This is a genomic window from Nocardioides sp. AN3, from assembly GCF_054653495.1.
Genome location: NZ_BAAIGC010000012.1, coordinates 47,840 through 73,392, shown reverse-complemented (window position 1 = coordinate 73,392; position 25,553 = coordinate 47,840). Strand labels below are relative to the sequence as shown.

The 25,553-nt window shown below is 69.1% G+C and carries 23 protein-coding genes; 20 read left to right on the top strand and 3 right to left on the bottom strand.

The genetic code is table 11. The features are described from left to right. The first annotated feature begins 89 nt into the window (after nucleotides 1-89). The 5 genes from ACYQ1K_RS14880 to ACYQ1K_RS14860 all read left to right on the top strand — a co-directional run bounded on the left by ACYQ1K_RS14880 (nucleotide 90) and on the right by ACYQ1K_RS14860 (nucleotide 2,541). Nucleotides 90-596: a MarR family winged helix-turn-helix transcriptional regulator gene (locus ACYQ1K_RS14880; protein ID WP_459983890.1), complete on the top strand. Its 507-nt coding sequence runs from the start codon at nucleotides 90-92 to the stop codon at nucleotides 594-596. Nucleotides 597-678: 82 nt separating this feature from the next. Further along, nucleotides 679-1,170 (top strand): SDR family NAD(P)-dependent oxidoreductase, encoded by a 492-nt coding sequence (locus ACYQ1K_RS14875; protein ID WP_459983889.1) that lies wholly within the window; start codon nucleotides 679-681, stop codon nucleotides 1,168-1,170. Continuing rightward, the gene (locus ACYQ1K_RS14870) at nucleotides 1,167-1,520 is read left to right on the top strand and encodes a hypothetical protein (protein WP_459983888.1); all 354 of its coding nucleotides are present in this window, start codon (nucleotides 1,167-1,169) and stop codon (nucleotides 1,518-1,520) included. The genes ACYQ1K_RS14875 and ACYQ1K_RS14870 overlap by 4 nt, the downstream gene beginning before the upstream one ends. Before the next feature lie 222 nt (nucleotides 1,521-1,742). Then, entirely contained in the window at nucleotides 1,743-2,288 is a 546-nt protein-coding gene (locus tag ACYQ1K_RS14865; RefSeq protein ID WP_459983887.1) for a helix-turn-helix transcriptional regulator, read from the top strand. Further along, the gene (locus ACYQ1K_RS14860; protein WP_459983886.1) at nucleotides 2,263-2,541 is read left to right on the top strand and encodes a hypothetical protein; all 279 of its coding nucleotides are present in this window, start codon (nucleotides 2,263-2,265) and stop codon (nucleotides 2,539-2,541) included. The genes ACYQ1K_RS14865 and ACYQ1K_RS14860 overlap by 26 nt, the downstream gene beginning before the upstream one ends. Before the next feature lie 241 nt (nucleotides 2,542-2,782). Here the strand turns inward: ACYQ1K_RS14860 and ACYQ1K_RS14855 are convergent, their stop codons facing one another. Both ACYQ1K_RS14855 and ACYQ1K_RS14850 read right to left on the bottom strand, forming a co-directional pair. After that, the gene (locus ACYQ1K_RS14855) at nucleotides 2,783-3,151 is read right to left on the bottom strand and encodes a DUF5615 family PIN-like protein (RefSeq protein WP_459983885.1); all 369 of its coding nucleotides are present in this window, start codon (nucleotides 3,149-3,151) and stop codon (nucleotides 2,783-2,785) included. Beyond that, the gene (locus ACYQ1K_RS14850) at nucleotides 3,148-3,378 is read right to left on the bottom strand and encodes a DUF433 domain-containing protein (RefSeq protein WP_459983884.1); all 231 of its coding nucleotides are present in this window, start codon (nucleotides 3,376-3,378) and stop codon (nucleotides 3,148-3,150) included. The genes ACYQ1K_RS14855 and ACYQ1K_RS14850 overlap by 4 nt, the downstream gene beginning before the upstream one ends. A 384-nt stretch (nucleotides 3,379-3,762) precedes the next feature. Between ACYQ1K_RS14850 and ACYQ1K_RS14845 the strand changes: the two genes are divergently transcribed. The 8 genes from ACYQ1K_RS14845 (at nucleotide 3,763) to ACYQ1K_RS14810 (ending at nucleotide 13,386) form a co-directional block, all read left to right on the top strand. Next, nucleotides 3,763-5,163, top strand: coding sequence for an aspartate aminotransferase family protein (locus ACYQ1K_RS14845; RefSeq protein ID WP_459983974.1), 1,401 nt, complete (start codon nucleotides 3,763-3,765; stop codon nucleotides 5,161-5,163). A gap of 57 nt (nucleotides 5,164-5,220) precedes the next feature. Next, entirely contained in the window at nucleotides 5,221-6,435 is a 1,215-nt protein-coding gene (locus ACYQ1K_RS14840; RefSeq protein WP_459983883.1) for an ABC transporter substrate-binding protein, read from the top strand. Between the two features lie 29 nt (nucleotides 6,436-6,464). Next, complete coding sequence (locus ACYQ1K_RS14835) at nucleotides 6,465-7,346, top strand: ABC transporter permease (RefSeq protein WP_459983882.1); 882 nt, start codon at nucleotides 6,465-6,467, stop codon at nucleotides 7,344-7,346. Then, nucleotides 7,343-8,215 (top strand): ABC transporter permease, encoded by an 873-nt coding sequence (locus ACYQ1K_RS14830; protein ID WP_459983881.1) that lies wholly within the window; start codon nucleotides 7,343-7,345, stop codon nucleotides 8,213-8,215. Before ACYQ1K_RS14835 ends, ACYQ1K_RS14830 begins: the two co-directional genes overlap by 4 nt. Continuing rightward, nucleotides 8,208-9,302, top strand: a complete 1,095-nt coding sequence (locus ACYQ1K_RS14825) for an ABC transporter ATP-binding protein (RefSeq protein ID WP_459983880.1) — start codon at nucleotides 8,208-8,210, stop codon at nucleotides 9,300-9,302. The genes ACYQ1K_RS14830 and ACYQ1K_RS14825 overlap by 8 nt, the downstream gene beginning before the upstream one ends. A gap of 12 nt (nucleotides 9,303-9,314) precedes the next feature. Then, entirely contained in the window at nucleotides 9,315-10,541 is a 1,227-nt protein-coding gene (locus tag ACYQ1K_RS14820) for a M24 family metallopeptidase (RefSeq protein ID WP_459983879.1), read from the top strand. A gap of 151 nt (nucleotides 10,542-10,692) precedes the next feature. Next, nucleotides 10,693-11,910: a M24 family metallopeptidase gene (locus ACYQ1K_RS14815; protein WP_459983878.1), complete on the top strand. Its 1,218-nt coding sequence runs from the start codon at nucleotides 10,693-10,695 to the stop codon at nucleotides 11,908-11,910. Nucleotides 11,911-11,919: 9 nt separating this feature from the next. Then, nucleotides 11,920-13,386 carry an APC family permease gene (locus tag ACYQ1K_RS14810; RefSeq protein ID WP_459983877.1) on the top strand — a complete coding sequence of 489 codons (1,467 nt, stop codon included), beginning with the start codon at nucleotides 11,920-11,922 and terminating at the stop codon, nucleotides 13,384-13,386. A 174-nt stretch (nucleotides 13,387-13,560) separates the two neighbouring features. On the opposite strand, the gene ACYQ1K_RS14805 is transcribed toward ACYQ1K_RS14810, so the two are convergent. Then, the gene (locus ACYQ1K_RS14805; protein ID WP_459983876.1) at nucleotides 13,561-14,709 is read right to left on the bottom strand and encodes a helix-turn-helix transcriptional regulator; all 1,149 of its coding nucleotides are present in this window, start codon (nucleotides 14,707-14,709) and stop codon (nucleotides 13,561-13,563) included. A 178-nt stretch (nucleotides 14,710-14,887) separates the two neighbouring features. Here ACYQ1K_RS14805 and ACYQ1K_RS14800 point away from each other — a divergent pair, with 178 nt between their 5' ends. The 7 genes from ACYQ1K_RS14800 to ACYQ1K_RS14770 all read left to right on the top strand — a co-directional run bounded on the left by ACYQ1K_RS14800 (nucleotide 14,888) and on the right by ACYQ1K_RS14770 (nucleotide 25,527). Next, the gene (locus ACYQ1K_RS14800) at nucleotides 14,888-15,592 is read left to right on the top strand and encodes an SDR family NAD(P)-dependent oxidoreductase (protein WP_459983875.1); all 705 of its coding nucleotides are present in this window, start codon (nucleotides 14,888-14,890) and stop codon (nucleotides 15,590-15,592) included. Beyond that, nucleotides 15,582-16,679 carry a Gfo/Idh/MocA family protein gene (locus tag ACYQ1K_RS14795; protein WP_459983874.1) on the top strand — a complete coding sequence of 366 codons (1,098 nt, stop codon included), beginning with the start codon at nucleotides 15,582-15,584 and terminating at the stop codon, nucleotides 16,677-16,679. Before ACYQ1K_RS14800 ends, ACYQ1K_RS14795 begins: the two co-directional genes overlap by 11 nt. Continuing rightward, nucleotides 16,676-18,751, top strand: a complete 2,076-nt coding sequence (locus tag ACYQ1K_RS14790) for a hydantoinase/oxoprolinase family protein (protein ID WP_459983873.1) — start codon at nucleotides 16,676-16,678, stop codon at nucleotides 18,749-18,751. The genes ACYQ1K_RS14795 and ACYQ1K_RS14790 overlap by 4 nt, the downstream gene beginning before the upstream one ends. After that, a complete protein-coding gene (locus ACYQ1K_RS14785) occupies nucleotides 18,738-21,461 on the top strand; it encodes a hydantoinase B/oxoprolinase family protein (RefSeq protein WP_459983872.1) in 2,724 nt (907 codons plus the stop codon). The genes ACYQ1K_RS14790 and ACYQ1K_RS14785 overlap by 14 nt, the downstream gene beginning before the upstream one ends. Continuing rightward, nucleotides 21,454-22,392 carry a hypothetical protein gene (locus ACYQ1K_RS14780; RefSeq protein WP_459983871.1) on the top strand — a complete coding sequence of 313 codons (939 nt, stop codon included), beginning with the start codon at nucleotides 21,454-21,456 and terminating at the stop codon, nucleotides 22,390-22,392. Before ACYQ1K_RS14785 ends, ACYQ1K_RS14780 begins: the two co-directional genes overlap by 8 nt. A gap of 26 nt (nucleotides 22,393-22,418) precedes the next feature. Next, the gene (locus tag ACYQ1K_RS14775) at nucleotides 22,419-23,957 is read left to right on the top strand and encodes a PucR family transcriptional regulator (protein WP_459983870.1); all 1,539 of its coding nucleotides are present in this window, start codon (nucleotides 22,419-22,421) and stop codon (nucleotides 23,955-23,957) included. 73 nt (nucleotides 23,958-24,030) lie between these two features. Further along, a complete protein-coding gene (locus tag ACYQ1K_RS14770) occupies nucleotides 24,031-25,527 on the top strand; it encodes an aldehyde dehydrogenase (protein ID WP_459983869.1) in 1,497 nt (498 codons plus the stop codon). The last annotated feature ends 26 nt before the right edge of the window (nucleotides 25,528-25,553 follow it).

Below are 25,553 nucleotides of genomic sequence, written 5' to 3'. Positions count from 1 at the left end.
AGCAAATCCCGAGTCTACGCCGCCTAGGGCAGCGCCACTCCGTGCGGACCTGCGCTCGATATGGGCCCGGGCGTTCTACGCTGAGCCCCATGACCACGGCGGCACTCTCATCGGACGACCCCAGACGCGCGGCGACCGAGGCGTTCATGGCCACCTCGCGTCTCCTGACGGGCGTGGTCGCGCGCACGCTTCGAGCCGTGGACGAGACGATCAGCGTCTCGCAACTCCGGGTGCTGGTGATGCTGCGGTACGCGGGCCCGATGAACCTCAACGCGATCGCCGACGGCCTGGGGGTGAACGCCTCCAACGCGAGCCGGACCTGTGACAAGCTGGTCGCGGCGGGACTGGTGGACCGCGCCGAGGGCTCGGACGACCGCCGCCACGTGTCGCTGTCGCTGACGAGGCGCGGACGAAGGGTGGTCGACTCCCTGATGACTGAGCGGGAGAAGATCCTCGATGAGATCGTCGGCGCGCTCTCCATGACGCGTCAGCGTCACATCGCCAGTGGGCTCCAGGCCTTCCTCGACGCGGCCGACGCTGCCGGCCTGGACTCGTCCGCAGGCGGTGAGGACTCGATCATCCCCTGGCTGCGCTGACCGCTATCGCGCTGACCGCTATCCTTGTTCTTGGGTACTTGCGTAAAAGCAAGTAATCTCCAACTCCGGGAGGCGGACGATTGTGCGGCGAGCGGATCCTCGAGTCGGCGGCGCGGCGTTCACCTCGGTCTTCGCCCGCTTCGTCGACATCGAGGCCAAGGAGTTCAGGCCCGTCACCGACACCACCTATCACGGCTTCGTCAATGGCGCCCGCGCCGCGCTGCGCCACATGCGCGCCCGCGACAGGGGCACGATCGTCCAGGTCGGCTCGGCGCTCGGCGACCGCGGCATCCCCCTCCAGTCGGCCTCCTGGGGCACCAAGCACGCCATCAACGGCTTCTCCGAGTCGGTGCGGACCGAGCTCCTGCACGAACGCAGCAAGGTCCGGCTGACCGTCGTGCAGATGCCGGGAGTGGACACGCCGCGGTTCTCGTGGGTGCTCTCGAAGCTCCCGCGACAACGGCGCCCGGCGGCCCCGGTCTACCAGCCCGAGGTGGCCGCGCGGGCCATCGTGTACGCCGCCGCCGCCACGACGGCCTTGGTCGGCAGCGCGCTCGCCAGGCGGCGTCCATGAAGCGCATCGCGGCAGTCCGCGCCGTGCTCGGGGCGATCCTCCTGCTCGCCCCACGTCGAGCAGCCGCTGTCGCGAACGGTGCCCCGCCCGATGCCGTCCTGTGCTGGGCGGCACGCCTCCTCGGTGGCCGCTACCTCCTGCAGGCGGCGACCGCTGCCACCCTCCCGCGCCGCTGGGTCGCCGTGGGAGAGCCTGCAGTCGAGCTCACCCATCTCTGCTCCATGGTCGCGCTGGCGGCTCGATGCCCACGGCGACGCCGGGCTGCGGTCTTCAGCGGCCTCATCGCGGCCGGCTTCACCGCCGCAGATGTCCGGGCAGCCGTCGTGCTGGCGCGGGAGTCGGGACGATGAGCGCCTGGGAATCGCCGACCACGCACTCACCGGTGCTCCCGCGGGGGTGACCTCAGGCGACGACCCCTTCGGGTAGCCCCCGCCGTCTCGGGTTCGCAGCACTGGTCAGCGACTCGTGTCTTCACGATCGATTGCGCCGCCGTGTCAGGCGCAGTGCGGCAGATCGTCATAGCCTCGCAATAGGCGGGACGCCGCGTGTATCCGATCGGAGACCATGATGGCATGGCGACCAGGAACATCATCGAAGCGGCTCGGGTTGGGGCGGGCTTGTCTCAGGCTGCTTTAGTTGAGATGCCGGGCACCTCCCGTCCCACGCTGTCGGCCTATGAGCACGGCCGCAAGTCACCCACGCTGGATACCGCGACCCGGATCCTTGGGGCTGCTGGCTTCGATCTCGCCCTCACGCCGCGCATCGATTTCCACTTCGTCGCCTCGGACCGCGGCCGACCTGTGCAGGTCCCGACCGCGCTACCCCGGTTGACGCTCGGCGGTGCGTTTGCGAGCGTGGAACTCCCGCTGCATCTGAACTGGTCGGACCGTGGCCGAGGATACGACCTTCGCGACCGGCGCCAACGCGCCCGCGTGTACGAGATCGTCCTGCGTGAGGGCGTGCCGGCCGACGTACTCACCTATATCGACGGCGCGCCGCTGATCGACCTGCGGGACGACCTCGTGCTCCCGCGCGCCATCCGAGAGGCATGGGCGTCGCTGGTGGTGGGCAGAAAGCCGAGCAGGTCGCCTGATGGACCGGCCCGAACAACTCGCTGACCTCCAGGTCGAGCTCGCCGGCATTTTCTTCGCGCTCGATGCGGCCAAGGATTATCTCGTCGCGGGCGGCGCCGCACTCCTAGCCTCAGACCTCATCGCCCGCCCTACCGAGGATGTCAACCTCTTCGCTGCGGCACCCACCACCTCGGTCCCCAGCAAGTTGGCTCAACTGAGCGGGAAACGCCTCGTGATGGTCCCGCCGACGGACCCTCGAAAGATGGTTTTCCATGGCAAAAGGCGTGGCGTCGCGTGAAAGCGCAAAAGGCCGCTGATCTGTCTTCCCAGGTCAACGGCCCTTTTCTGTACGCCATCAGGGACTCGAACCCCGAACCCGCTGATTCTCGCCGGGCATCTTCTGGCGTTTCCCCGCGGGCCGCTCATTTGCTGTTTGACCTCGGCGGACGACCTCGTGTTGTTACTCTGGTTTGCTCGGCGGCTCCTGCGTGTTCGGCTGGAAGGGCGTGGCGTAAAGCGTGGCGTCCGCGGTGGCGAGGTCAGCCGATCGGCAGTTGCTTGATGCGGATGGTGGACTCGCCCAGCACAACGATCGCGCCAGCGGTGAGGTCCTCGGCCACGGTGGGGAGGTTCTCGATGAGCAACGCTGCGAGGTCGGGTACGCGACGGCCGATGACGCGGCGAACCAGGACGAAGGAGGGCGCGCTCGCGTGGGTACGCGCCAGCAGCATGCCGAAGTCGGTGTCGGCGGAGACCAGGATCCGCTCCGTCTCGACGGCCAGTGCGAGGACGTCTGGGTCTGCGGCCGCGGCCATGCCGTGGTCGGCGATGTGGTCGACATCGTGGCCGGCCTCGGTCAGGAGTGGGGCGAGTTTGGCCGAGAGGTTCTGATCGAGGAGCAGCCTCATGCGCTCGCGGGTAGCGGCAGCACGCGCTCGCGGACGGCCTCGGCGGCGTAACGCAGCGCTTCGGCGACGTCTTCGGCGGCCAGGTCGGGCAGGTCCTCGACGATCTCGGTGGTGGTCATGCCGTCGGCGACCATGGCGACCACGGTCGCGACGGGGATGCGTAGACCGCGGATGGTCGGCTGTCCGCCCATCACGTCTGGGTCGACGGTGATTCGCTCGAAGGTCACGGTCTGAGAGTACCGCCTAGGTCCCGCCCGCCGAGCTGTTTGCCGCCGCGGGCTGCAGGGACCGGCGCGCGACCGCCGCTGGACACGACGGCCGTGCGTCCAATGCCGGTCCGAAGCTCCTTTCAAAGCGGCGAGCGGTCCAGGCTCAAGCGCGAACTTCTGCCGGACTGCCAATCCGCCTCTCAGCGGACGTCGAGTCGGATCGTGGCGACCTGACGTGCTGCCGCACCGGCGAGCGACTCGCTGGTGAACAGCCCGACTTCCGCCATGTCCGTCAAATGACGCATGTGCGCCTCGCCCCGGCGGTGGTCCTATCTCCTTCTGAACGCGACCGAGAACGCGTCAGGGCAGGTCTCGACACTGAGGAGGCAGGGCATGGCAGTCATGAGTCAGAACAGAGCGATCGGCAGCGAGTCATCCTTCGACCACACCGCCATGCAGGCCGCCGCCCGCGACCACCTGTGGATGCACTTCACCAGGATGTCCGCGTTCGACGACAAGGACGTCCCGATCATCGTGCGCGGTGAGGGCGCCTACGTGTGGGATGCCACTGGCAAGCGCTACCTCGATGCGCTCGCCGGACTCTATGCCAACCAGATCGGCCATGGGCGTCCGGAGATCGCCGAGGCTGCGGCGCGGCAGACCCAGCAGCTGGGCTACATGCCGATCTGGTCGTTCGCGCACCCGAGCGCCATCGAGCTCGCCGAGCGCATCGCCAGCTACGCGCCGGGCGACCTGAACCGGGTGTTCTTCACCACCGGAGGCGGCGAGGCGGTCGAGTCGGCCTGGAAGCTCGCCAAGCAGTACTACAAGCTGACCGGCCGGCCGACGAAGCACAAGATCATCTCGCGCTCGATCGCCTACCACGGCACCGGGCATGGCGCCCTCTCGATCACGGGCCTACCCGGCATCAAGGCTCCGTTCGAGCCCCTGGTGCCGAGCACATTCCGGGTCCCCAACACCAACTTCTTCCGTGCCCCGATCCACCAGGACGATCCGTTGGCGTTCGGTCGTTGGGCCGCCGACCAGATCGCCGTCGCCATCGAAGACGAGGGCGCCGACACGGTCGCCGCGGTCATCCTCGAGCCGGTGCAGAACTCGGGTGGCTGCTTCCCGCCGCCGCCGGGCTACTTCGAGCGCGTGCGAGAGATCTGCGACGAGTACGACGTGCTGATGATCAGCGACGAGGTGATCTGCGCGTTCGGGCGGCTTGGCTACATGTTCGGAGCCGAGCGCTACGGCTACGAGCCGGATCTGATCACCTGTGCCAAGGGCATCACCTCGGGCTATGCGCCGCTGGGCGCCACCATCGTGAACGAGAAGGTCTTCGAGCCCTTCGGTCGCGGCGCCAACACCTTCCTGCACGGCTACACCTTCGGTGGGCACCCGGTCTCCACCGCGATCGCGATCGCTAACCTGGACATCTTCGAGAGGGAGGGCCTCAACGAGCACGTGCGGGTCAACGAGGACGCCTTCCGTGGAACGCTCGAGAAGCTGCTTGACCTGCCGATCGTCGGCGACGTCCGAGGCGCGGGCTACTTCTACGGCATCGAGCTAGTGCCGGAGAAGGAGGGCAGGGCGCGCTTCGCGGACGACGAGACCGAGCTTCAGATGCTCGACTTCGTGTCCCGCCGTCTGCTGGAAGCAGGCCTCCACTGCCGCGCCGACGGCCGTGGAGACCCGGTCGTCCAGGTGGCGCCGCCGCTCATCTGCAGCCAGGAGCAGTTCGACGAGATCGAGCAGATCCTTCGCTCCGTGCTCAGCGAGGCCTCTGCGCGCCTCTGAGATCCCACCAAGCCTCGGGGCACTCACATCTCGTCTTCAGCAGGACAGGAGCCAGCCGTGCATCGTCACAAGCCACCCACCACGTACTCGTCCCTCATCTCTCGCGAGCCCGCCGCGGCCGCTGGGATCACCCGCCTGCAGTTCCTGAAGGGTGTCGCCGGGGTGGGTGTCGCCGCCGCTGCCGGTGGCATGCTCGCCGGATGTGGCGGCGGATCAGCCTCTGCCGGTCAGTCGAGCAGGCACATCGCCTCGATCGCCGATCTGGGCAAGGTCGGCGGCACGCTGGTGGTCGTCACCTACCAGGGCTACGAGGGCGGCGACGCCATCAAGCCATGGCTGGCAACGAATCATGTCGACCGACGCTTCCAGTCGATCAACTCCCAGCAGGAGGCGACGACCAAGCTCAAGGGCGCGGGCGGCGGCACCGTCGACGTCGTCGAGCTGGCACTCCTCGAGGGCGACAGCTACGTCGACATGCGCATCCCGCTCTTCCTGGACCTCGACTGGTTCCCGAACGGTAAGAGGATCCGACCGTTCTTCGCTGACCTCTTCCGCCAGCCCGACGGGACGCTCAGCGGCATCCCGTTCGTCTGGGCAGCGACGCCCAGCAACTACCGTCCGGACAAGGCGGACCCGATCGAGAGCTGGAGTGACCTCCTCAAGCCGGCCTACCGCGACCGCATCACGATGATCGACGATGCGCTCGCGAACGTCGCAACAGCCTCGCTGGCGCTCGGACACGAGGACCCCTCGAAGCTGACCCGCGACCAGCTCGACGAGATCGGGTCCTTCCTCAAGCGGATGGTCGCCCAGGCACGCACCATCACGCCCAGCTACGGCGACATGGTGCAGCAGCTCGCCTCGGGCGAGGTCTACGCGACCTTCAGCGGGTGGAGTGCGCTGGAGGTGTTCGCGGCGGGCGCGGGCGCGAAGGTGGCCTCGGCCTATCCGCGCGAGAAGTCGGTGGGGGTCGTCGACGCCCACGCGATTCCGCGGAGTGCGCCGAACAAGGGCACGGCAGCCGCGTTCATCAACGAGTTCCTTTCCGACGACATGCAGCGGTACGTCTCACGGGATCTGGCGTCGGGTGTGGTCGTCAACGACGCCGCGACGCTGCTGGGCAACGAGAAGCACCTGACGTTCGACTACGGCGATCTCGACCAGCTCCTCGAGGACAGGCTCGCCTTCGTCTCCGCTGCTCCACTGGTGCCGGAGGCCGGATACGTCAGCCGGCAGGACTGGCTCGACGTCTGGGAGGCGGCCAAGGCCTAGTGCCCGCCGATCCGGAAAGAGAGAGTCCCATGCGCAAGTGGGGGAGTGCTTCGAGGAGAGCGGGACGGTGGGTCCTCGTGCTGCCGTTGGCGGCGCTGGTGACCGCGGTGCTCGTTGCGCCGTCGGTGGTCGGTCTGTGGAAGTCGTTCCACGCCAGCAGCATCTACGAGATCCAGCAGGGCTTCACCCTCGAGAACTGGACACATGTCGTGCAGGATCCGACCTTCTGGGCCGCGTGGGCGACCTCGTTGACGATCGGGGGTACCACTGCCCTCATGTCGGTGGGCCTGGGCTTCTGGCTGGCCCACTTCATGAGGTTCACGCGTCCACAATCGGCGCAACTCGTCTTCGCAGTGCTGCTGGTCGCTTTGGTGGGCGGCTACCTCGTCAGGATCTACGCATGGCGGACCCTGCTCGGGGACTCGGGGGTCATCAACGCGGTGCTCATCAGGAGCGGGATGACGCATGCGCCGGTGCAAGGGCTGCTCTTCTCGCCACTCGCGGTCTTCTTGGCGCTCGGTTCGATCTACCTGCCCTACGCGACGCTGATGATCTCGGCGGGCCTCGCGAACGTCGGCGACGACGAGGTCGAGGCCGCACGCGATCTCGGTGCGTCTGCGTTTGATGCCTATCGCGGGGTGGTGGTCCCGTTGGCCGGCGGCGCGATCTTCCGGGCGTTCGTCTTGATCTTCCTGCTCAGCGCAGCCGACTACGTCATCCCTCAACTGGTCGGTGGCGCACACACGCAGATGGTCGGCGAGCTGATCTACACGGCCCTCGTCAGCGGCGGCGACGCCGGCGCAGGCGCCGCGACCGCGTTCGTCTCGATGATCCTCTTCGGTCTTGCCATCGCGATTCTCGGACTCTTCGCAAGGGCCGCGGGTCTGTTGTCGAGGACGGTTGCGTCGTGAGGCCCATCCGCGCGGTGCTCGGCTGGGTGCCGATAGCGCTGATGATCGTCTACCTGCTCGCGCCCATTGTGGTGGTCGCCTTGTTCGCGTTCCAGGGGTCGGCGAGCACGAGCCTGCCCTTCACCGGCCCGAGCCTGCACTGGGTGACGGCCGTCTTCGGCGACGCGCAGTTCCGGACCGCCCTGTGGGCCAGCGTGAAGGTGGCGGTCGGGACTGCGGTGCTCGCCACCGCGATCGGCCTGCTCGCGGCACTGGCTACGAGTCGGGCGATGGCGCACAAGGGGCTCCTCCGAGCCTTGGCGATGCTGCCGCTGGTGACGCCGCCGGTCTTCATCGGCTTCTCCATGCTGATCAGCGCGGGCGACGTCGGGGTCCGCCTCTCGCTGTCGCTCGTGCTCGTTGCCCACGTGCTGCTGACAGCGCCGGTCTGCTGGGTGGTGCTCGACTCCGCGTTCGAGCGGTTCGACGTGCTAACCGAGGAGGCAGCGCGGGATCTGGGCGCCACGGCGTTCCAGGCGTTCACCCACATCCGTCTGCCCGTCGTGTGGCGTCCCCTGACCGGCACCGCGATGATCGCGTTCGCGCTCTCCGTCGAGGAGTTCGCGGTGACCAACTTCGTCGTCGGCTCGACCCCGACGCTGCCGATCCTCGTGTGGGGGAAGATGCGGCGCACGATCGACCCGACGATCAACGTGGTCGCCTTGACGATCCTCTCGCTGATGCTGCTCGTCGGCATCTGCGGGTGGCTCTTGGTCCAGCGGTCAGGCCGGCGGCCAGCGACGAGTGCGGAGTCCGACGCGCCGGCCGAGTCGCCTGAGTCCGACCTGAGGACGACCACCTTGGAGAACCTGGAGAGCGAATATGCCTGACGTCAGCCGGTCGGCGGACGTGACGCCGGCCATCGAGATCCGAGACGTCAAGAAGTCCTTTGGGGCCTTTCACGCCATCGAGTCGCTGGACCTGACGGTCGCGGAGGGCGAGTTCCTGTCGCTCCTGGGACCGAGCGGCTGCGGGAAGTCCACCCTTCTGCGGATGATTGCTGGGTTCACGCGTCCTGACGCCGGCCGCATCCTGGTCAGCGGCCGGGACGTCACCGATCTGCCGCCTGAGCGCCGACCGACGAACATGGTCTTCCAGCGGTACGCCCTCTTTCCGCATCTCTCGATCGCTGACAACGTCGGCTACGGCCTGCGCAGACAGGGCTGGGGAAAGAGGGAGATCGGCGCGCGTGTCGCGGAGATGCTCAACCTGGTCAGCCTCTCGGGGTTCGGTCAGCGCTTGCCGAGCGAGATCAGCGGTGGCCAGGCGCAACGGGTGGCGCTGGCGAGGGCGCTCGCGCCGAGCCCCACGGTTCTCCTTCTCGACGAGCCGCTGAGCGCGCTCGACAGAGCGGTGCGCGGCGATCTGCAGAAGCAACTGGCGCGCATCCACGCCGAGACCGGCACGACCTTCCTCTACGTCACGCACGACCAGGAGGAGGCGATGTCGCTCTCGACACGGATCGCCTTGATGGACAAGGGCAGCATCGTCCAGCTCGGCCCACCGCATGAGCTGTACCGCCGGCCGCACAACGACTTCGCTGCTCGCTTCGTCGGTGATATCAACATCCTGACGTGCCGCGTGCGCAATGAGCCCGGTCAGCGCGAGGCCTCGTGGGAGGGGATCACCTTCGGACTCGATCGCCCCGGCGCGAGCGGTGGCGAGGAGCTGCAGTGCGTCTTCAGGCCGGAGGACCTCCGTCTGGTCCCACCCGGTGTTGAGGACCGCCGCAGCTTGCCGGTCGAACCGGTGAGCAGCTCCTACCACGGCTTCTACTGGATGCACGAGGTCCGAGTGATCGGAACGGAGCACCTACTGATGGTGCGCGACGTCGCGCACGAGTCGGCGGCGGCGACCGGGCAGCTCAGGGTGCTCTTCCCGACCGCTGGCGTGCGCAGTATCAATGGATCCAGATAGGAAGGCCTTCGCATGTCCAACGAGTACGAGTCCTACGTCTACAGCACGTTGCGCGAGCGGGGCGTCGAGAAGGAGCTGGCCTTCGCGCGTGAGGAGTTCCAGGAGCGGATCGCGCGCGCCATCGCGGTCGCCGGCGACCTGGGCCTGGATGCGCTGCTCCTGACGACGACGCCTACGATCGGCTACCTGACGGGGGCCGACACCTGCATGCCGCCGACCTACCTGGCCGCGCTCATCACGGCAGACGGAGACCTGGTCATCCAGTGCGCCGATCCCGAGGTCGGCACGATCCTGCGGCACAGCGTGGTCGAGGAGCTCGTCGTCTTCCCGTGGACCGATGTCAGCAGCGCCGCCGGCGCACTGGGCCGCCTCCTGGAATCGCGTGGTCTGGGGTCGGCGCGGATCGGGATGGAGCTGTCGAGCCCTGACAACTTCGGTCCGAGCGGCGTCGACGTGGCGACATACCAGGAGCTGCGCGGCGCGCTGCCCGGCTTGGAGATCGTCGACGTGGCCGATGCCGTCCTCGAGCTCCGGCTGGTGAAGTCGGAGGCCGAGCTTGCCCTGATGCGGGCCGCGGGAAGGATCAGCACCCTGGCGACCCTTGCCGCGCTCGACGTCGCTGCCGAGGGGGTGAGCGAGAACGAGGTCGCAGCCACGGCGTACGCCGTCGCGACCCGCGCAGGCAGCAACGTGATGTCCATCGACCCGATCGTGGCGACCGGCGAGCGGACCGGCTTGATGCCGCACCTGCCGTACCGCAACAACGTGCTCAAGGCAGGTGACCCCGTCTTCCTGGAGATGTCGGGCGCGGTCTGGCGATACAACGCGCCGATCATGCGCACGGCCGTGATCGGCAGGCCCTCAGCACAGGTGCAGGCGCTGACCGAGGCGAACCTCGAGGTGATCGACATCCTGCTCGCCGAGATCCGGCCCGGTCGCACCGGCGATGACGTCGCACAGCTCGCCGCGCCGGTCTGGAAGAAGGTCCCCGATGCCTTCTTCCACGGTGGCTATGGCTACTCCATCGGCATGGGCTTTCAGCCGTCGTGGACGGAGAACGCGGTCTACATCGAGATCGGTGGCGAGCGCGTCCTCCAACCTGGGATGACCTTCCACCTGGCGGTCAACCCCTGGGTGCCCGGCGGCGAGGGTGTGGGCTTTAGCGAGAGCATCGTCGTCACCGAGACCGGCTGCGACCTGCTCACGACCGGCGATCGCCGCGAGCTCATCCTGCGCTGAGCCTCTCCGGGCGCGGCCCGGGGATTTCTGACGTTGGCACAAGTGCCGTTCGTGCAGGTTCTTGCGTTTGGCTGATGACCCGGGTCACACCCCGTCCCTAGCGTTTCAGCAGCCGACGACAGGCACCTGACTTTCGCAAAGGAATCCGAAGATGAAGTACGAAGAGCGGTTGCAGCACGCCGACATCACGCCGGAGCTCCCCTTCCCGGTCGCCGAGTACGAGCGCCGGATCGCGGCGGTCCGGGACCGGATGCGCGTTCGCGACATCGACCTGCTGGTCGTCTCGAACACGTCGAGCTGGACCTACCTCACCGGCTATGACAGCACCATGCCGTCGTGCTACGGCGTGGGCCTGCTCCCGATCGAGGGCCGCCCGGCCGCGCACACGGCCGAGCTCGAGGTGCCGTGCGTCATGTACAACTCGATCGTCGAGGACATCTGCGTCTACGACACCCAGAACGACACGACGACGGCCGACCAGCTCGCCGACGTCCTGCTCGAGCGCGGGTATGACGGCAAGACCATCGGCATCGAGATGGGCTACTCCGACACCTTCGCGATCGGCGCGTACGACGTCCGCAGCTTCCTCACCCTCCGGCAGCGGCTGCCGCGGGCAACGTTCGTCGACACCACCGAGCTCGTCCTCGACGAGCGGGTCATCAAGACGCCCGCTGAGCTCGACTACATGCGACAGGCGGGCAAGCTGACGGCGCTGGGCATCGCGGAGTCCTTCGAAGCCATCCGTGCCGGGGTCACCGACAATGAGATCGTGGCCGCCGGTTACAGCGCGATGATCGCCGCGGGCAGCGAGCTGCTGTCCATCGACGGCATGTGCATGGCCGGTCACCGGGCAGGCCTCGGGCCGCACATGCCGTTCAAGCGGACCGTGCTGGGCAGCGGCGATGCGGTCTTCCTGGAGTACACCGGCACGTTCAACCGCTACAACGCACCGACCCAGCGAACGGCCGTCCTCGGTGAGCCGTCGCCGTTGCTCCGCCGTCTCGCGGACGCCAGCCTCGAGACCCTGCAACTGCTCCTCGAGAACATCGCTCCAGGCCGCACCGGCGACGATGTCGCGCAGGCGGTCCAGAAGGGTCTGGCGCCTGTGTGGGACGAGATCTGGTGGCACGAGGTGTACGGGTACTCCGTCGGTCTCGGCATGCAGCCGACCTGGACCGAGTCGCCGACCTACATCGCCCTGGGCGCGGAGCGCGAGCTCAAGACGGGGATGACCTTCCACCTGCCGATCTGCATCTTCACCGGCGGTCGCGACGGCGTCGGCTTCAGCGAGACCGTGACCGTGACCGATGATGGGTGCGAGGTGCTCACGCCGGGCGCGCTGCGCGAGCTCGTCGTCCGCCCGATCTGAGGAGCCCCCATGACCATCGACTCTGCTTCGCTCCCTCAGGAATCGGCCGACGCGAACGAACAACCCTCCGACGGGCGTCTGCATGGCAGCCTCGGCGTCCCGCATCTGCTCTTCACGCTGCTGGCCTACAACGGTCCGCTCATCGGAGCCATCGCCTACCAGCCGATCGTGATCGGCTACGGGAACGGCGTCGGCGCTCCGATGGCCTTCATCCTCGGCGGCATCGTGCTGATGCTGTTCGCCCTCGGCTTCGTCGCGATGGCCACCGGCGTCGAGCAGCCCGGCGGGTTCTACTCGTTCGTCGCCGCCGGCCTCGGTCGACGGGCCGGCATGGGAGCGGCCTTCGTCGCCATCGCGGGCTACTACGTGATCTCGGTGTCGAACTTCTCCTTCTTCGGCCTCTCCGTCAACGGCCTCGCCGACCGGTTCGGGTGGCCGCACGAGCCGTGGTGGATGTACGCGGTCCCGCTGCTTCTCTTCTGCGGTGTGCTCGGCTACTTCCGAATCGATGTCTCCGCCAAAGTGCTCTCGATCCTGCTCGTCGGCGAGTTCATCGTCGTCGCGGTCTACGACGCGGCCGTGGTCATCAAGGGCGGCGCGCACGGCCTCAGCGCGAGCTTCGTCCACCCCGACGTCGCTTTCTCCGGGTCGCTCGGTGTGGCGCTGCTGTTCGCGGCGATGATGTACGGCGGCTTCGAGGCCACCGTCGTGTTCCGCCACGAGGTGAAGGACCCGGACCGCTCCATCCCACGTGCGACGTACCTCTTCATCGGCGGGATCGGCCTGTTCTACGCGCTCACCACGTGGGTCACCACGCAGGCGCTGGGCGAGGGCAGGGCGCAGGCCGCCACAGCGGCGGACCCGAGCGGCTCGGTGCTGGGCACGATGCGGGAGTTCGCCGGCGTCGCCACGGTCGACGTCACCTCGGTGCTGCTCAATACGAGTGTCATCGCCGCGTCGCTCGCGCTCTACAACGTGCTCTCACGCTACGTGTTCCGGCTGGCTGCCGAGGGCGTTCTGCCGCACTCGCTCGGAACGGCGCACCCGGTTCATCACTCGCCGCACCGCGCCTCGGTCGCGACCGGCGCTGCGCTCTTGGTCGGCGTTGTCATCGCGGCGGTCGTGGGAGTCGACCCGAACCTGTTCTATGCCCAGCTCGCCGGCATCTTCTCCTACGCGCTGTTCTTCCTCTTCGTGCTGACGAATGTGGCCGTGCTCGTCTACCTCAACCGTGGGGCGATGGCCGAGAAGTACGGCGTGGGTCGCCGGATCGTCGCGCCAGTGCTCGCGCTCGCCGGACTGAGCATCGTGCTCTACCTGGGCCTGACGAACATCACCACCATGCTGCCGGTCAGCCAGACCGTCGGCGTCGCCCTCATTGGTGGTCTGTATGCGTTGTTCATGGTCGGGTATCTCTTCGCGCACTCGATCAAGCGGCGTCGGCCGGAGGTCTACGCGCTGCTCGGTGGCAACTGAGCCCTGCCGACGGGTTTGGCCAGACCCGACGGCGCCCCCTCGCGCATCGCGACGGGGCTCCGCCCCGTCTCAGGCAAGGGGCGGGCTACGAGCGGCACGTTCGTCAACGGGCGCTGAACGGCTCCCGCTGCGATCAGCGGGAGCCCTCCGGCGGGAGCGGTCAGGTGCTGGCTGTCAGGCGGACTGCACCGACCGTGCCCGCTGCGGGGTGCGCAGGTCCGTCTCATGCCGTAGGTGCTGCGCCACCCGGTGGGGATCGCGGGTCCCAGCGGCGGCCCAGGCGATGGCGAGTTGCCGGACGCAGTCGTACGCCGTCCATGAGGCGTCCGAGGCATCGAGGACCGGCCGTCCGTACGACGCCAGCTGCTCGCGGCCGAACGCAGCGAGCCCATCGAGAGCGTCGACGGGCTCGGCAGGGCGTCCGACGATGATCGCGTCGACGCGCTGCTCGACGAGGAGGGCGACACCCTCACGGACCGAGTCCGGGTCGAGGAGGTCGACGTCGACCGCGATGTCCTCGATCCGGCGACCGGCGATCCCGCCGGCGGCGTTGAGCTCCGCGACCGCGAGGGCGGCGTCGCGGACGGCGGCGACGGCGTCGCGTCCCGGGAGCCCGCACGACGTCACGACGATGCCCACGCGGAACGGACCGCGCCCTGGGAAGCTCACCGCGACGGGCAGCGTGAACGTTCGCGCGGCCGGATCCGAGCATGCAGGATGGGACGAGCGCTGCTCGACCTCGACGGGCCCTATCGACGTGAGGCCGGTGGCGCCGCCGGGGATCGGCAGTCGCAGGAGCCCCGCGTCCACGGCGAGCGCAGCGAGTCCGCCACGACTGGTCTGCTCGAGCTTCAGGAGCAGCCGCTCCACCTGGGAGGAGACGGTACGGCTGCTGGTGCCGAGACGCTCGGCGACCTGGAGGTTAGTGAGTCCGAGGGCGAGCAGCGTGAGGATGTCGATCTCCCGTGACGTCACTCCGCCGGGCAGCGCGGTCGGCGTCCAGCACAGCACTGCCTCGCCGCCCGTGCGCGTGGTCGGCCAGTGACGCTCGATCGCGACGGCCAGCCAGCCGCCGTCCGCGCGCCACAGGAAGCGGACCTCGCGGCGGCCGGTGCGCAAGAAGCCCTGCGCGTACTGGACCAGCTCCGACGGCGGACCGTCGAGCCCGCGGCGGAGGTGCTCCACCTCCGCGGCCACGAGCACCTCGCCCTCGCTCGCATGCCGGCTCTCCGGCCGCAGCGTGGCGACCCTCGCCGTGACACGAGGGGCTCCGGAGAGACGCGTCGGCCGAGTCTCGGTGAGCGGGATGCTGTTGCGTCCCACGGCCTGCACCTCCTCTTGCGCGCGCGTCCGTGCCTGGGCTCTCCCAACGCTAGGCAGAGTCCCCGGATGGGTCTTCAGACAAAGTCCAGAACCTCTCGGCGCGGGGTTTCTTGCCTTTGTCTGAGGACGCCTTAGTGCTCGCCGCCCTAGGTTTGACGATGTTGAGAGAGGGGTGAAAATGCAACGTCTCGTAGTGATCACCGGAGCGGCCGGAGGAATCGGCCGAGCAACGGGTCGAGCATTTGCAGATCGCGGTTGTCGGGTCATCGGATGGGATATCAAGAATCCGGGCGACGATGCATTCTCTGGATTCTTCGAGGTCGATATCACCGACATTTCCGCAGTGTCGGAGGCCGCTCATTGGGTGCGTTCCGAGTTCGGTGCCGTGAGCACGCTCGTCGCGAACGCAGGCATCAACATCGCCGGCACGCTGCTCCAGACGTCGCGCGAGGACTACGCGCGGCTGTTCGCCGTCAACGTCGACGGGGTCACCCACACCTGCCGGGCCTTCCTGCCGACGATGATCGCCGACGGCGGCGCCACCGTCGTCGTGACCGCGTCGGTCGGCGCCTTCATCGGCTTCGGCTCGAATGTCGCCTACACGATGACCAAGTCCGCGCTGATGGGCCTGGTCCGGGGCATCGCGATCGACCACGGCGCGCAAGGCATTCGGATCAACGCGATCTGCCCCGGCCTGACCGCGACCGCGATGGGCCTGGAGACGCTGGACCAGAAGCCTGAGCTGCGCACGACCTACGGCCTGCTCGGCCGGGCCGGCGAGCCCGCTGAGATCGCCGAGGCGATCTACTTCCTCGGCTCCGACTCGTCATCCTTCGTGCACGGCACGTCACTCGTCGTGGATGGAGGACACAGTGCCCGTTGAAACCCCCGCCCCCGCTGCGGCGCCCCTCCGGGTGGCTGTCGTCGGCACCGGCTTCGGCCTGTCGCACCACGTGCAGGCCTGGGCGGCGACCGGCGACGCCAGCGTGGTCGCCATCTGCTCGGCCCGCCCAGGCCGAGGCCAGCAGGTCTCCGCGGACCTGCCCGGCGTCGAGGGGTACGACGACTGGCGGCTGATGCTGGACGAGGTACGGCCCGACATCCTGGTGATCGCGTCCCAGCCCGACGCCCACGCCGACCCCGCCATCGCCGCCCTCGAGGGCGGCGTTCATGTGCTGTGCGAGAAACCGCTGGCCGGCCATCTCGACGACGGCATGCGGATCGCGCGTGCAGTGGTGGCGAGCGACGCCGTCTTCGCCGTCGACTTCGAGTTCCGCTTTTCCGCGATCCGGCAGGCCGTGCGTGGCGCCGTCGCGGAAGGGGCGATCGGCGAGCTGCGCAGCCTCGTCTGGACCGTGCGCTACCCGTCGTACGACCGGCTGGCGGCGCTGCCGCACGGCTGGCTATGGGAGGAGGCGCGCGGCGGCGGCATCGCCCGCGCGATCGGCTCGCACCTGCTCGACAGTCTGTTCTGGCTTGCCCCGCTCGCATGGGAGACCGGCGGCATGCGATGGTCCAGCATCAGTGAGCGGGAGGGCACGCCGAGCTGCGCCGACGACGCCTTCACCGTCATCGGCTCGGAGTCGGGCGGCGCGGGCTTTTCGATCACGCTGGCGCCCACGCATGGTGCGTTCGCCAGCGAGCTGGCCATCGTCGGGACGACCGGCACGCTCGTCATGGACGAGGCGACGGGAATTGCGGGCGTCCACCGGCGACCCGAGGAATTCGAGATCCTTCACTCGGGTGCCGCGAGCGGCCCCGGAACTCCGGGTGACGACCTCCGGCCACGGCTGGTGCAGATGATCGCCAAATTCATCGAGGCGGTCCGCGGAGGACCGGTCGACACGCTTCCCGGAATCGAGCACGGAATTCGCGTGCAGGCCGCCCTGGAATCGGTGGGCTACTTCCCGAGCAACACCCGTATCTCACTTTTGCCTAACCGCACCCCAATGAAGTCGGAGACCAAGTGAAAACCGCGAAGATCGGAATTGACGTCGGCGGGACCTTCACCGACATCGTCCTCCTCGACACCTCCAACGGGACCCTCAAGATCACGAAAGTGCCGTCCACGCCGAGCAACCCGTCCATCGGCCTGCTCGACGGAATCGACAGCATCCTGGAGCTGGCCGGCGCAAGGCTGAGCGACGTCGAGTCCATCGTCCACGGCACCACGGTCGTGACCAACCTGCTGCTGGAGCGCAATGGCGCGCCCACGGCGCTGATCACCACCGAGGGCTTCCGCGACGTCTTGGAGATCGGCCGCCAGAAGCGCCAGAAGCTGTACGACCTGTTCCAGGACAAGCCCGAGGTGCTGGTGCCCGGGCGCTGGCGCTGGGAGGTCGCCGAGCGCGTCTCGGCCAACGGCGACGTCGTCACCAGGCTCGACGAGGAAGCCGTGCTCACGCTGGCCCGCCGTGCGGTCGAGGAGGGCATCGAGTCGATCGCCGTCATCTTCTTGCACTCCTACGTCAACCCGGTGCACGAGCGCCGCGCTGCCGAGCTGATCCATTCGGTGAGCCCCGACCTGCACGTCTCGCTCTCGTGCGACGTCAACCCGGAGTTCCGCGAGTTCGAGCGCTCCAGCACGACGGTCGCCAACGCCTACGCGATGCCCCGTGTGGCGCGCTACATGACCGACGTCCGGGTCGGTCTTGCCGCCCGCGAGGACAACCCCGGCTTCCTGGTGATGCAGTCCAACGGCGGCGTTGCGACACCCGAGCTCGTCGCCGAGCGACCGGTCAACAGTGCGCTCTCCGGCCCCAGCGGTGGCGTCATCGGCAGCGCGTTCACCGCCGGCCTGGCCGGCATCTCGAACGTGATCACCATGGATATGGGCGGTACGTCGTGCGACGTCGCCGTGATCCTCGACGGTGAGCCCCGGATGACCACCGAGGGTGACATCGACGGCCGTCCGCTGCGCACCCAGATGGTCGACATGCACACCGTCGGCGCCGGCGGCGGCTCGATCGGCTGGGTCGACTCTGGCGGCGCGCTGCGCGTCGGACCGGCCAGCGCCGGCGCCGACCCGGGCCCAGCCTGCTACGGCCGCGGCGGCACCCTGGCCACCGTCACCGACGCCAACCTGGTGCTCGGCCGGATCGAGCCGGCCACCTTCCTCGGCGGCCGGATGCAGCTCGACGCGGCCGCGGCCGAGGAGGCCGTCGCGGCGCTCGCCGCCGAGGCCGGTCTCAGCGTCGAGGAGACGGCGGCCGGCATCGTCCGGATCGCCGAGGCCAACATGATGAACGCGGTCCGGCTGGTCTCGCTCCAGCGCGGCTACGACCCCCGCGACTTCGTGCTGATGGCCTTCGGCGGCGCCGGTCCGCTGCACGCGGCCGCGATGGCTCGCGAGCTGCGGGTGCCCCGCGTCCTGGTCCCGCTCGGCTCGTCGGCGCTGTCCGCGCTCGGCTGCTTGGTCGCCGACATCCGGCACGACTACACGACCACCCTGCGCGTCACCTCCGCCGACGCCGACCCAGCCGACCTCGGCCGTGCGTACGGCGACCTCGAGGCCGACGGTCACGCGGACCTCGACCGCCAGGGCGTGCCGCGCGACGGGCGCGACATGATCCGGCGCGCCGACATGCGCTACGAGGGCCAGGCCTACGAGCTCACCGTGCCCTTCCCGGCCGGCGAGGTCGACGGCGCCTCGATCCGGGCCGCCGCCAAGGCGTTCCATCAGGAGCATGCCCGCGCCTACGGCCACAGCGCCGAGGGTGAGCCGGTCGAGTTCGTGAACCTCCGCGTCACGGCCGTCGCCCCTGGCACCAGCCTCGACCTCAGCGAGGTCGCGGGCGGGTCCGAGCCCGACCGCGACGCCTACCTCGGCGCGCGTCCCGTTGTCCTGCCGGACGGCCCGGGCAAGGCCGATGTGTGGAGGCGCGAGGCGCTGCGCGGTGGCAACGTCATCGAGGGCCCGGCCCTGGTCGAGGCGGAGGACACCTCGATCCTCCTGCTCGCCGGCGACCGCCTCGTGGCCGACGGCTTCGGAAATCTCATCATCGACATCAATGTGGAAGGACTGTCCCGTGTCGACGCCTGACCTTGTGACGACGGAGGTCGTCCACGCATCGCTGGTCTCCATCGCCGAGGAGATGATGGCGACGCTGCAGCGCTCGGCGTACTCCGTGGTCATCCGCGAGGCCGCCGACTGCTCGGCCGCCCTGTACGACGCGACCGGCCAGCTGATCGCCCAGTCGGAGTCGATCCCGGCCCACCTGGGCTTCGCCGGCGGTGCGCTGCGCGAGACGCTGGCGACGAAGTTCCCGCTGGAGAAGCTGCAACCGGGCGACGCGATCATCTTCAACGACCCGTATGCCGGCGGCAGTCACCTGCCCGACGTCGCGCTGTTCAGCCCGGTGTTCGTCGACGGTGTCGCGATCGCGTTCTCGGTGACCGTCGCCCACCACCTCGACGTCGGCGGCCGCGCCCCCGGCTCGATCGGCAACGACGTCACCGACATCTACCAGGAGGGCGTGCGCCTATCGCCGACGCTCTTCTACCGTGACGGCGCGATCAACGAGACGCTCGAGGACCTGCTGCGCACCAACACCCGCCAGCCCGACCGGCTGCTCGGCGACCTGCGCGCCCAGCTGGCCGCCAACAAGACCGGTGTACGACGGCTCGAGGAGCTGTGCGCCCGGCACGGCGTCGGCACGGTCCTCCAGGTCGCGCAGGACCGGCTCGACTACACCGAGCGCCGGCTGCGCAGCTGCATCGAGGAGATTCCGGACGGCCGCTACTTCGCCGAGGGCTTCCTCGACGAGGACGGCGTCGACCGCGAGAAGAAGGTCTGGATCCGCTGCACCGTCATCGTCGAGGGCAGCGACATGGTCTACGACTTCGAGGGCTCCTCGCCCCAGTGCCGCGGGCCGTTCAACGCGGTGCCGGCGGCGATCGGCGCGGCGGCGTACCTGATCACCAAGTGCGTCACCGACCCTGACATCCCGCAGAATGAGGGCGCCTTCCGTCCGGTCAAGATCAAGACGCCCAAGGGCTCCGTCGTGAACCCGGAGTTCCCGGCCCCCTGCGGCGCCCGCCACTACACGGTGATGCGCACCGCCGACGTGCTGCTCTCGGCGATGGCCAAGGCGCTGCCGGGCCGGATCCCGGCGCAGTCGAACGCCCACACCACGGCGATGTCGATCTCCGGCGTGAACCCGCACACCTGCCGCTACGGCGTCTACTTCGACTTGCTCGGCGGCCCGATCGGCGCGCGCCCCAACAAGGACGGTCTCGACGCGGTCGACGACTATGTCGGCAACGTGATGAACGTGCCGGTCGAGGCGGCCGAGCTTGAGTACCCGCTCGAGTTCGGCGAGTACTCGCTGCTGCCCGACTCCGGCGGCGCCGGACAGTTCCGCGGCGGCCTCGCGTTCCGGCGCTCGTACCGGATCACCGCGCCCGAACAGAGCCTCACTCTGCGCTCCGACGGCGAGGAGCACCGCCCGCAGGGGCTCTTCGGCGGCGGCAGTGGCACCCCGGGCCGCAAGGCGCTGACCCGATCCGGCGAGGAGTCGCCGCTCTACCAGAAGATCACCGGCTTCCTGCTGGAGGAGGGCGACCTGATCACCGTCGACACCCCCGGCTCCGGCGGGTACGGCGACCCGCTGCTGCGGCCCGCCGAGATGGTGCTGATGGACGTCGCCGACCGCCGCGTCTCCCTCGAGAGCGCCTGGGCCGACTACGGGGTCCGGATCGAGGACGGGCACATCGTGGAGTACTCCGACCAGCGCGAGGCGGCCCGGCATGGTGACTTCCGCGTCCTCTTCACCGACCGCAAGCACCCCGACCTCGCCATCGAGCGTGAGGTGCTCGCCCGGATCGGCGCCACCGTCGTCGACGCGACCGACGAGAGCCCGGAGTTCCTGGAGCGCGAGCTGGCCCTGGCCGACGCGGTCTGCAACCAGTACGCCGTCCTCGACGCGCCGCGGATCGACCGGATGGAGCGGGCCCGGATCATCTCCCACTACGGCATCGGCACCAACCGGATCGACTCCGACCGGGCCACCGATCGGGGGATCTGGGTCGCGAACGCGCCGGACTACTGCACCGAAGAGGTGGCGATGCACTCGCTCGCCCTCATCCTCGGCCTGGAGCGCGGGATCACCGAGTACGACCGGTTCTATCGCGGCGGCACCTGGACCTACGACCTCGGTCGTCCTCTGCACCGGATCAGCGGCAGGACCCTCGGTCTGCTCGGCCTGGGACGGATCGCCCGCAAGCTCGCCGGCTACGCGGCTGCGCTGGGCTACCGGGTCCGCGCCTGCGACCCTGTCCTCCCGGACGCGGCGTTCGTGCAGGCCGGTGTCGAGCGGGCCGGCGACGTCGTCGATCTGGTCGCACACGCCGACGTGCTCTCCATCCACGTCCCGCTCACGGAGGCGACCCGCGGGATGGTCAACGCCGCGGTACTCGCCCAGGCCCGGCCGGGGTTGCTCCTGGTCAACGCCAGCCGTGGCGCCGTCATCGATGAGCCGGCCCTGCGCAATGCGCTCGCCGACGGCCGCGTCGTCGCAGGTCTCGACGTACTCGCGTCCGAGCCGCCGACTGTGGAGGACCCGATGTTCTCCGCGCCGAACACGGTCCTGACCCCGCACGCGGCCTTCTACTCCGAGGAGGCCTACGACGAGCTCCGGCGCACCGTCGCCGAGAATCTCGTGGCCTTCTACGAGACCGGGCGTCCGCTCCACTCCGTCAACACCGTGACCCCCGTACCCACCCTCTCCACCTCGCGAGGAATCCATGTTTAACGCCCGATCCCTGCTCTCCGACCTCGGCTACCCCCGGGGCGACGCCTACGACCTGCCCAGCAGCACCAAGCGCTTCCCGGATGGCGCGCAGTACCGCTTCGAGCTCGCCAGCATCGAGGGTCCCGCGGCCATCGACGCCGCACTCGAGGAGGCGTCGCGCCGCGGCCTCGACGTACACCGGCTCAGCCAGGGCTCGGGCCTGCAGATGAGCACTGACGAGGAGCTCGAGCGGATGCTCAACGCCACCCGTGGCGCGGGCGTCGAGCTCTCGGCCTTCCCCGGGCCGCGCGGCACCTGGTCGCCGTCCCCGACTGCGAGCACCGTCGCCGGGTACAACCTTGCCCACCAGTCCGAGGGTGCGGACCGCCTCGTCCACCTGCTCGACGACGTCGCGCGCGGCCTAAGCCTCGGCGTCCGCGGCCTCACGATCGCCGACCGGGGCGCAATCCGGATCCTCAACGAGGCGCGGACGCGGGGCATTATCCCGGGCGACCTGGTCATCAAGTCGTCGGCGCTCGCGGGTCTCGGAGCCAACCCGGTCTCGGCCCAGGAGGCCGTCGAGCTGGGCGTAGACTCGCTGAATGTGCCGACGGCGCTGACCCTTCCCCAGCTCGCCGCTATCCGCAAGGTCGTCGACATCCCGATCGACATCTACGTCGAGGCCCCCGACTCCTTCGGTGGCTTCGTGCGCACCTACGACGTCCCGGAGATCATCCGCGTCGCGGCGCCGGTCTACATCAAGGTCGGCATTCGCAACAGCCCGGAGCTCTACCCGGCAGGACGCCACTTGGAGCGGGAGACCGTGCTTCTGGCCGAGGAGAAGGTGCACCGAATGCAGACGATCCGGGCCGTCATCGAGCGGTTCTACCCTGAGGCGATCGCCTCCGCGAGAGGAGCGAAGGGCCTTGGCATTGCGGCAGCGGCAGCCTGAGGGCACGTCACCGGGACGGATGACCCATGCGTCTCGGTGACCTCCTGTCTCATCGTGAGCTCCGGCTCCAGCAGCTGACGGGCGGTCCTGAGTCCCGCCAGCTGCAGGTGCGCTGGGTGCACTACGGCGACTACCCCACCGCCGCGGAGTGGATCTCCGAGGGGGAGGTGCTGCTGACCTCCGGTTATGCGGTCGGGGACATCGACGAGCAGGCCGCCGAGGCCACCGTCGGTGCCCTGGTCCTCGCCGGGTGCACGGCCCTCGGTTACGCCGTCGGGCCGGAGCACGCCGAGGTCCCGAAGGCGCTACTGAGCGCCGCCGAGGCGCACGACCTGACCGTCTTCGTCGTGCCGTTCGAGGTGCCGCTCATCGCGCTCACACGGTTTGTCTTCGACACGCTCTACCAGGAGAAGTACGCCGCGCTGCATCAGGCGGTGACGCTCAGCCGTCGGCTGCTGCCGGTCGTCGCGACCGAGCGCGACCCGCGCACGATCGTCTCGATCGTGGGCGCCGCGCTCGGCCGGGCGCGGATCGCGGCGTTCGACTACTACGGGACTCTGATCGGGTTCGCCGGAATGCAAGAGATAGACGCCCGACACCTGTGGCGGCACGCGAGGTCGACCGGCATCCCGCGGGTGTCGATCACCTTCACCTCCGACGGCGAGAGCATCAACGTCGTCCCCATCCCGGGTCCGCGGGAGGTCGTGGCCTACCTGATCGTCGCGACGAGCGAAGCGATGGACGAGCGGCAGACGCTGCTCGTGGAGCAGGCCGTCACCGCGCTCAGCTTGACCGTCTCCAGCCTGGAGAGCGTCAGGGTGAAGCGCCGGGCGGAGGCGGAGCGGCTGTTCCACGAGGCCGTCGAGGGCGTCGTCGACGAGGATCTGCTCCGCGAGCGGTTCCAGGGCACGGCGCCAGATGAGCTCGACACGTACGTCGTGCTCGCTTGCCGGACCGAGTCGCCGAACGAGGAGGTTCGCGAGTCGCTGCTCGCCCGGGTCGAGGACAGCGTCGCGCGAAGCAGTGAGGCGTTCCTGGCCTCCTGGTCGGAGGGCGTGGTGCTCGTGCTCGCGCTCGGACCGCAGGGCAATGTCGCCGAGCGGGTGTGGGCGGACCTCAAGGCGATCGGCCTCCCGACCGTGCTGGGCACCAGCCAGCTCCGCACTGGGATGGAGAGCCTGCGCGACGCTCTCTTCCAGGCGCGCTCGTCGGCGGCCTCCGGCCGGGTCGGCGTCAACGAGCCCGGCGGCGTCGCGCTCGACCTGCTCCTGCAGCACCTCGTCGACGCCGAGGGCGTCGACAGCTTCCTCGACCGGGTGCTGGGCAACCTGCTCGGCGCCGACAAGAACCAGTCGCTGCTCACCACGCTCCAGGTCTACCTGGACAACGGCAGCCGACCCGGGCCGACGGCTAACGAGCTGCACATCCACCGCCAGACTCTGGCGTACCGGCTGGACCGGATCCAGCAGCTCACCGGCCGCAGCCTCAAGGACGGCTCCGATCTGCTCGAGGTGCAGCTTGCGCTGCGACTGCAGCAGTTCCGCAGCCGCACCCAACGTCCGTAGGCGCCCCGCGTCCCTCCCCGGCTGCAGCGACCGCTGAAGCCGCCACTGAGACCACCACTGAAGGAGGTCGACGATGACCACCACCGATGTCGTCGTGGACTGGCAGTCCGTCGCCGCAGCCGCCGCGCCCGAGGGGGGCGCGTTCATCGACGGGTCGTACCGGCCGGCGCAGTCCGGCGCGACCTTCGACCGGATCAGCCCGGTCGACGGGCGGAGGCTGGCGTCCGTCGCCGCGTGCACGACCGAAGACGTCGACCTGGCCGTCGCCGCTGCCCGCCGCGCGTTCGAGGACGGCCGCTGGTCGGGCCTGGCCCCGCGCGAGCGGAAGGTCGCGCTGCTGCGCTTCGCCAATGCCGTGCGGGAGGCGCGCGAGGAGCTCGCCACGATCATGACCGCCGACAGCGGGAAGCCGATCTCCGCCGCGCGCGGCGAGGTCGACGACGCGGCCGGCGTCCTGGAGTTCTACGCAGAAGCGATCGACAAGCTCGCCGGCGAGGTGATGGCGACGCCGCAGACCGAGCTGGCTTTCGTCACCCGCGAGCCGCTCGGCGTCGTGGGCGCGGTCGTCCCGTGGAATTTCCCGCTCGGCATACCGATGTGGAAGATCGCACCGGCCCTCGCGACCGGCAACTCGGTCGTCGTGAAACCCGCCGAGCAGGCGCCGCTCGTGGTCTGCGCGCTGGCCCGGATCGCCGCCGAGGCCGGACTGCCGGACGGCGTGCTCAATGTCGTCACGGGCTTCGGCGAGACCGCCGGCGCCGCGCTCGGTCTGCACATGGACGTCGACAAGATCTCGTTCACCGGCTCCACCGAGGTCGGGAAGATGTTCCTCGGCTACTCGGCGCGGTCGAACATGAAGGTGGTCGCGCTGGAGTGCGGCGGCAAGTCCGCCAATGTCGTCCTGGCTGACACCCCCGACCTCGAGCGGGCTGCTACCGAGACCGCGCAGGGCGTCTACTTCAACCAGGGCGAGGTGTGCAGCGCCGGAAGCCGGCTCGTCGTCGAGGCGCCGATCGCGGAGGAGTTCACCGCGCGCGTGGTCGAGGCGGCCCAGGCCTGGCAGCCCGGAGACCCGTTCGACCCTGCCACGCAGATGGGGGCGCTCATCGACGAGGGGCACCGCGGCCGCGTCGAGGACTACGTCAGTGTCGGCCGCGCCGAGGGCGCGCACGTGGTCGCCGGCGGCGTCCGGGCCCGCGAGTCCTCGGGCGGCTTCTACCTCGAGCCGACCGTCCTGGCGGGCGTCGACAACGACATGCGCGTCGCGCGCGAGGAGATCTTCGGTCCAGTGCTGTCCGTGATCCCGGCTCAGGACGCCGTCCAGGCGGTGCGGATCGCGAACGACTCCGTCTACGGTCTCGCCGCCGCGATCTGGACCCGCGACGTCAGCCGCGCTCACCAGATCGCGCGCCAGCTGCGGGCCGGCACGGTCTGGTTGAATTGCTACAACCGCGGCGACATCAACCTGCCGTTCGGCGGCTTCAAGCAATCGGGCTTCGGGCGGGACAAGTCGCTTCACGCGATCGAGCAGTACACGCAGCTCAAAGCGACGTGGGTGCATCTCGGATGAGCGCACCGAGCATGACGACGACTGGC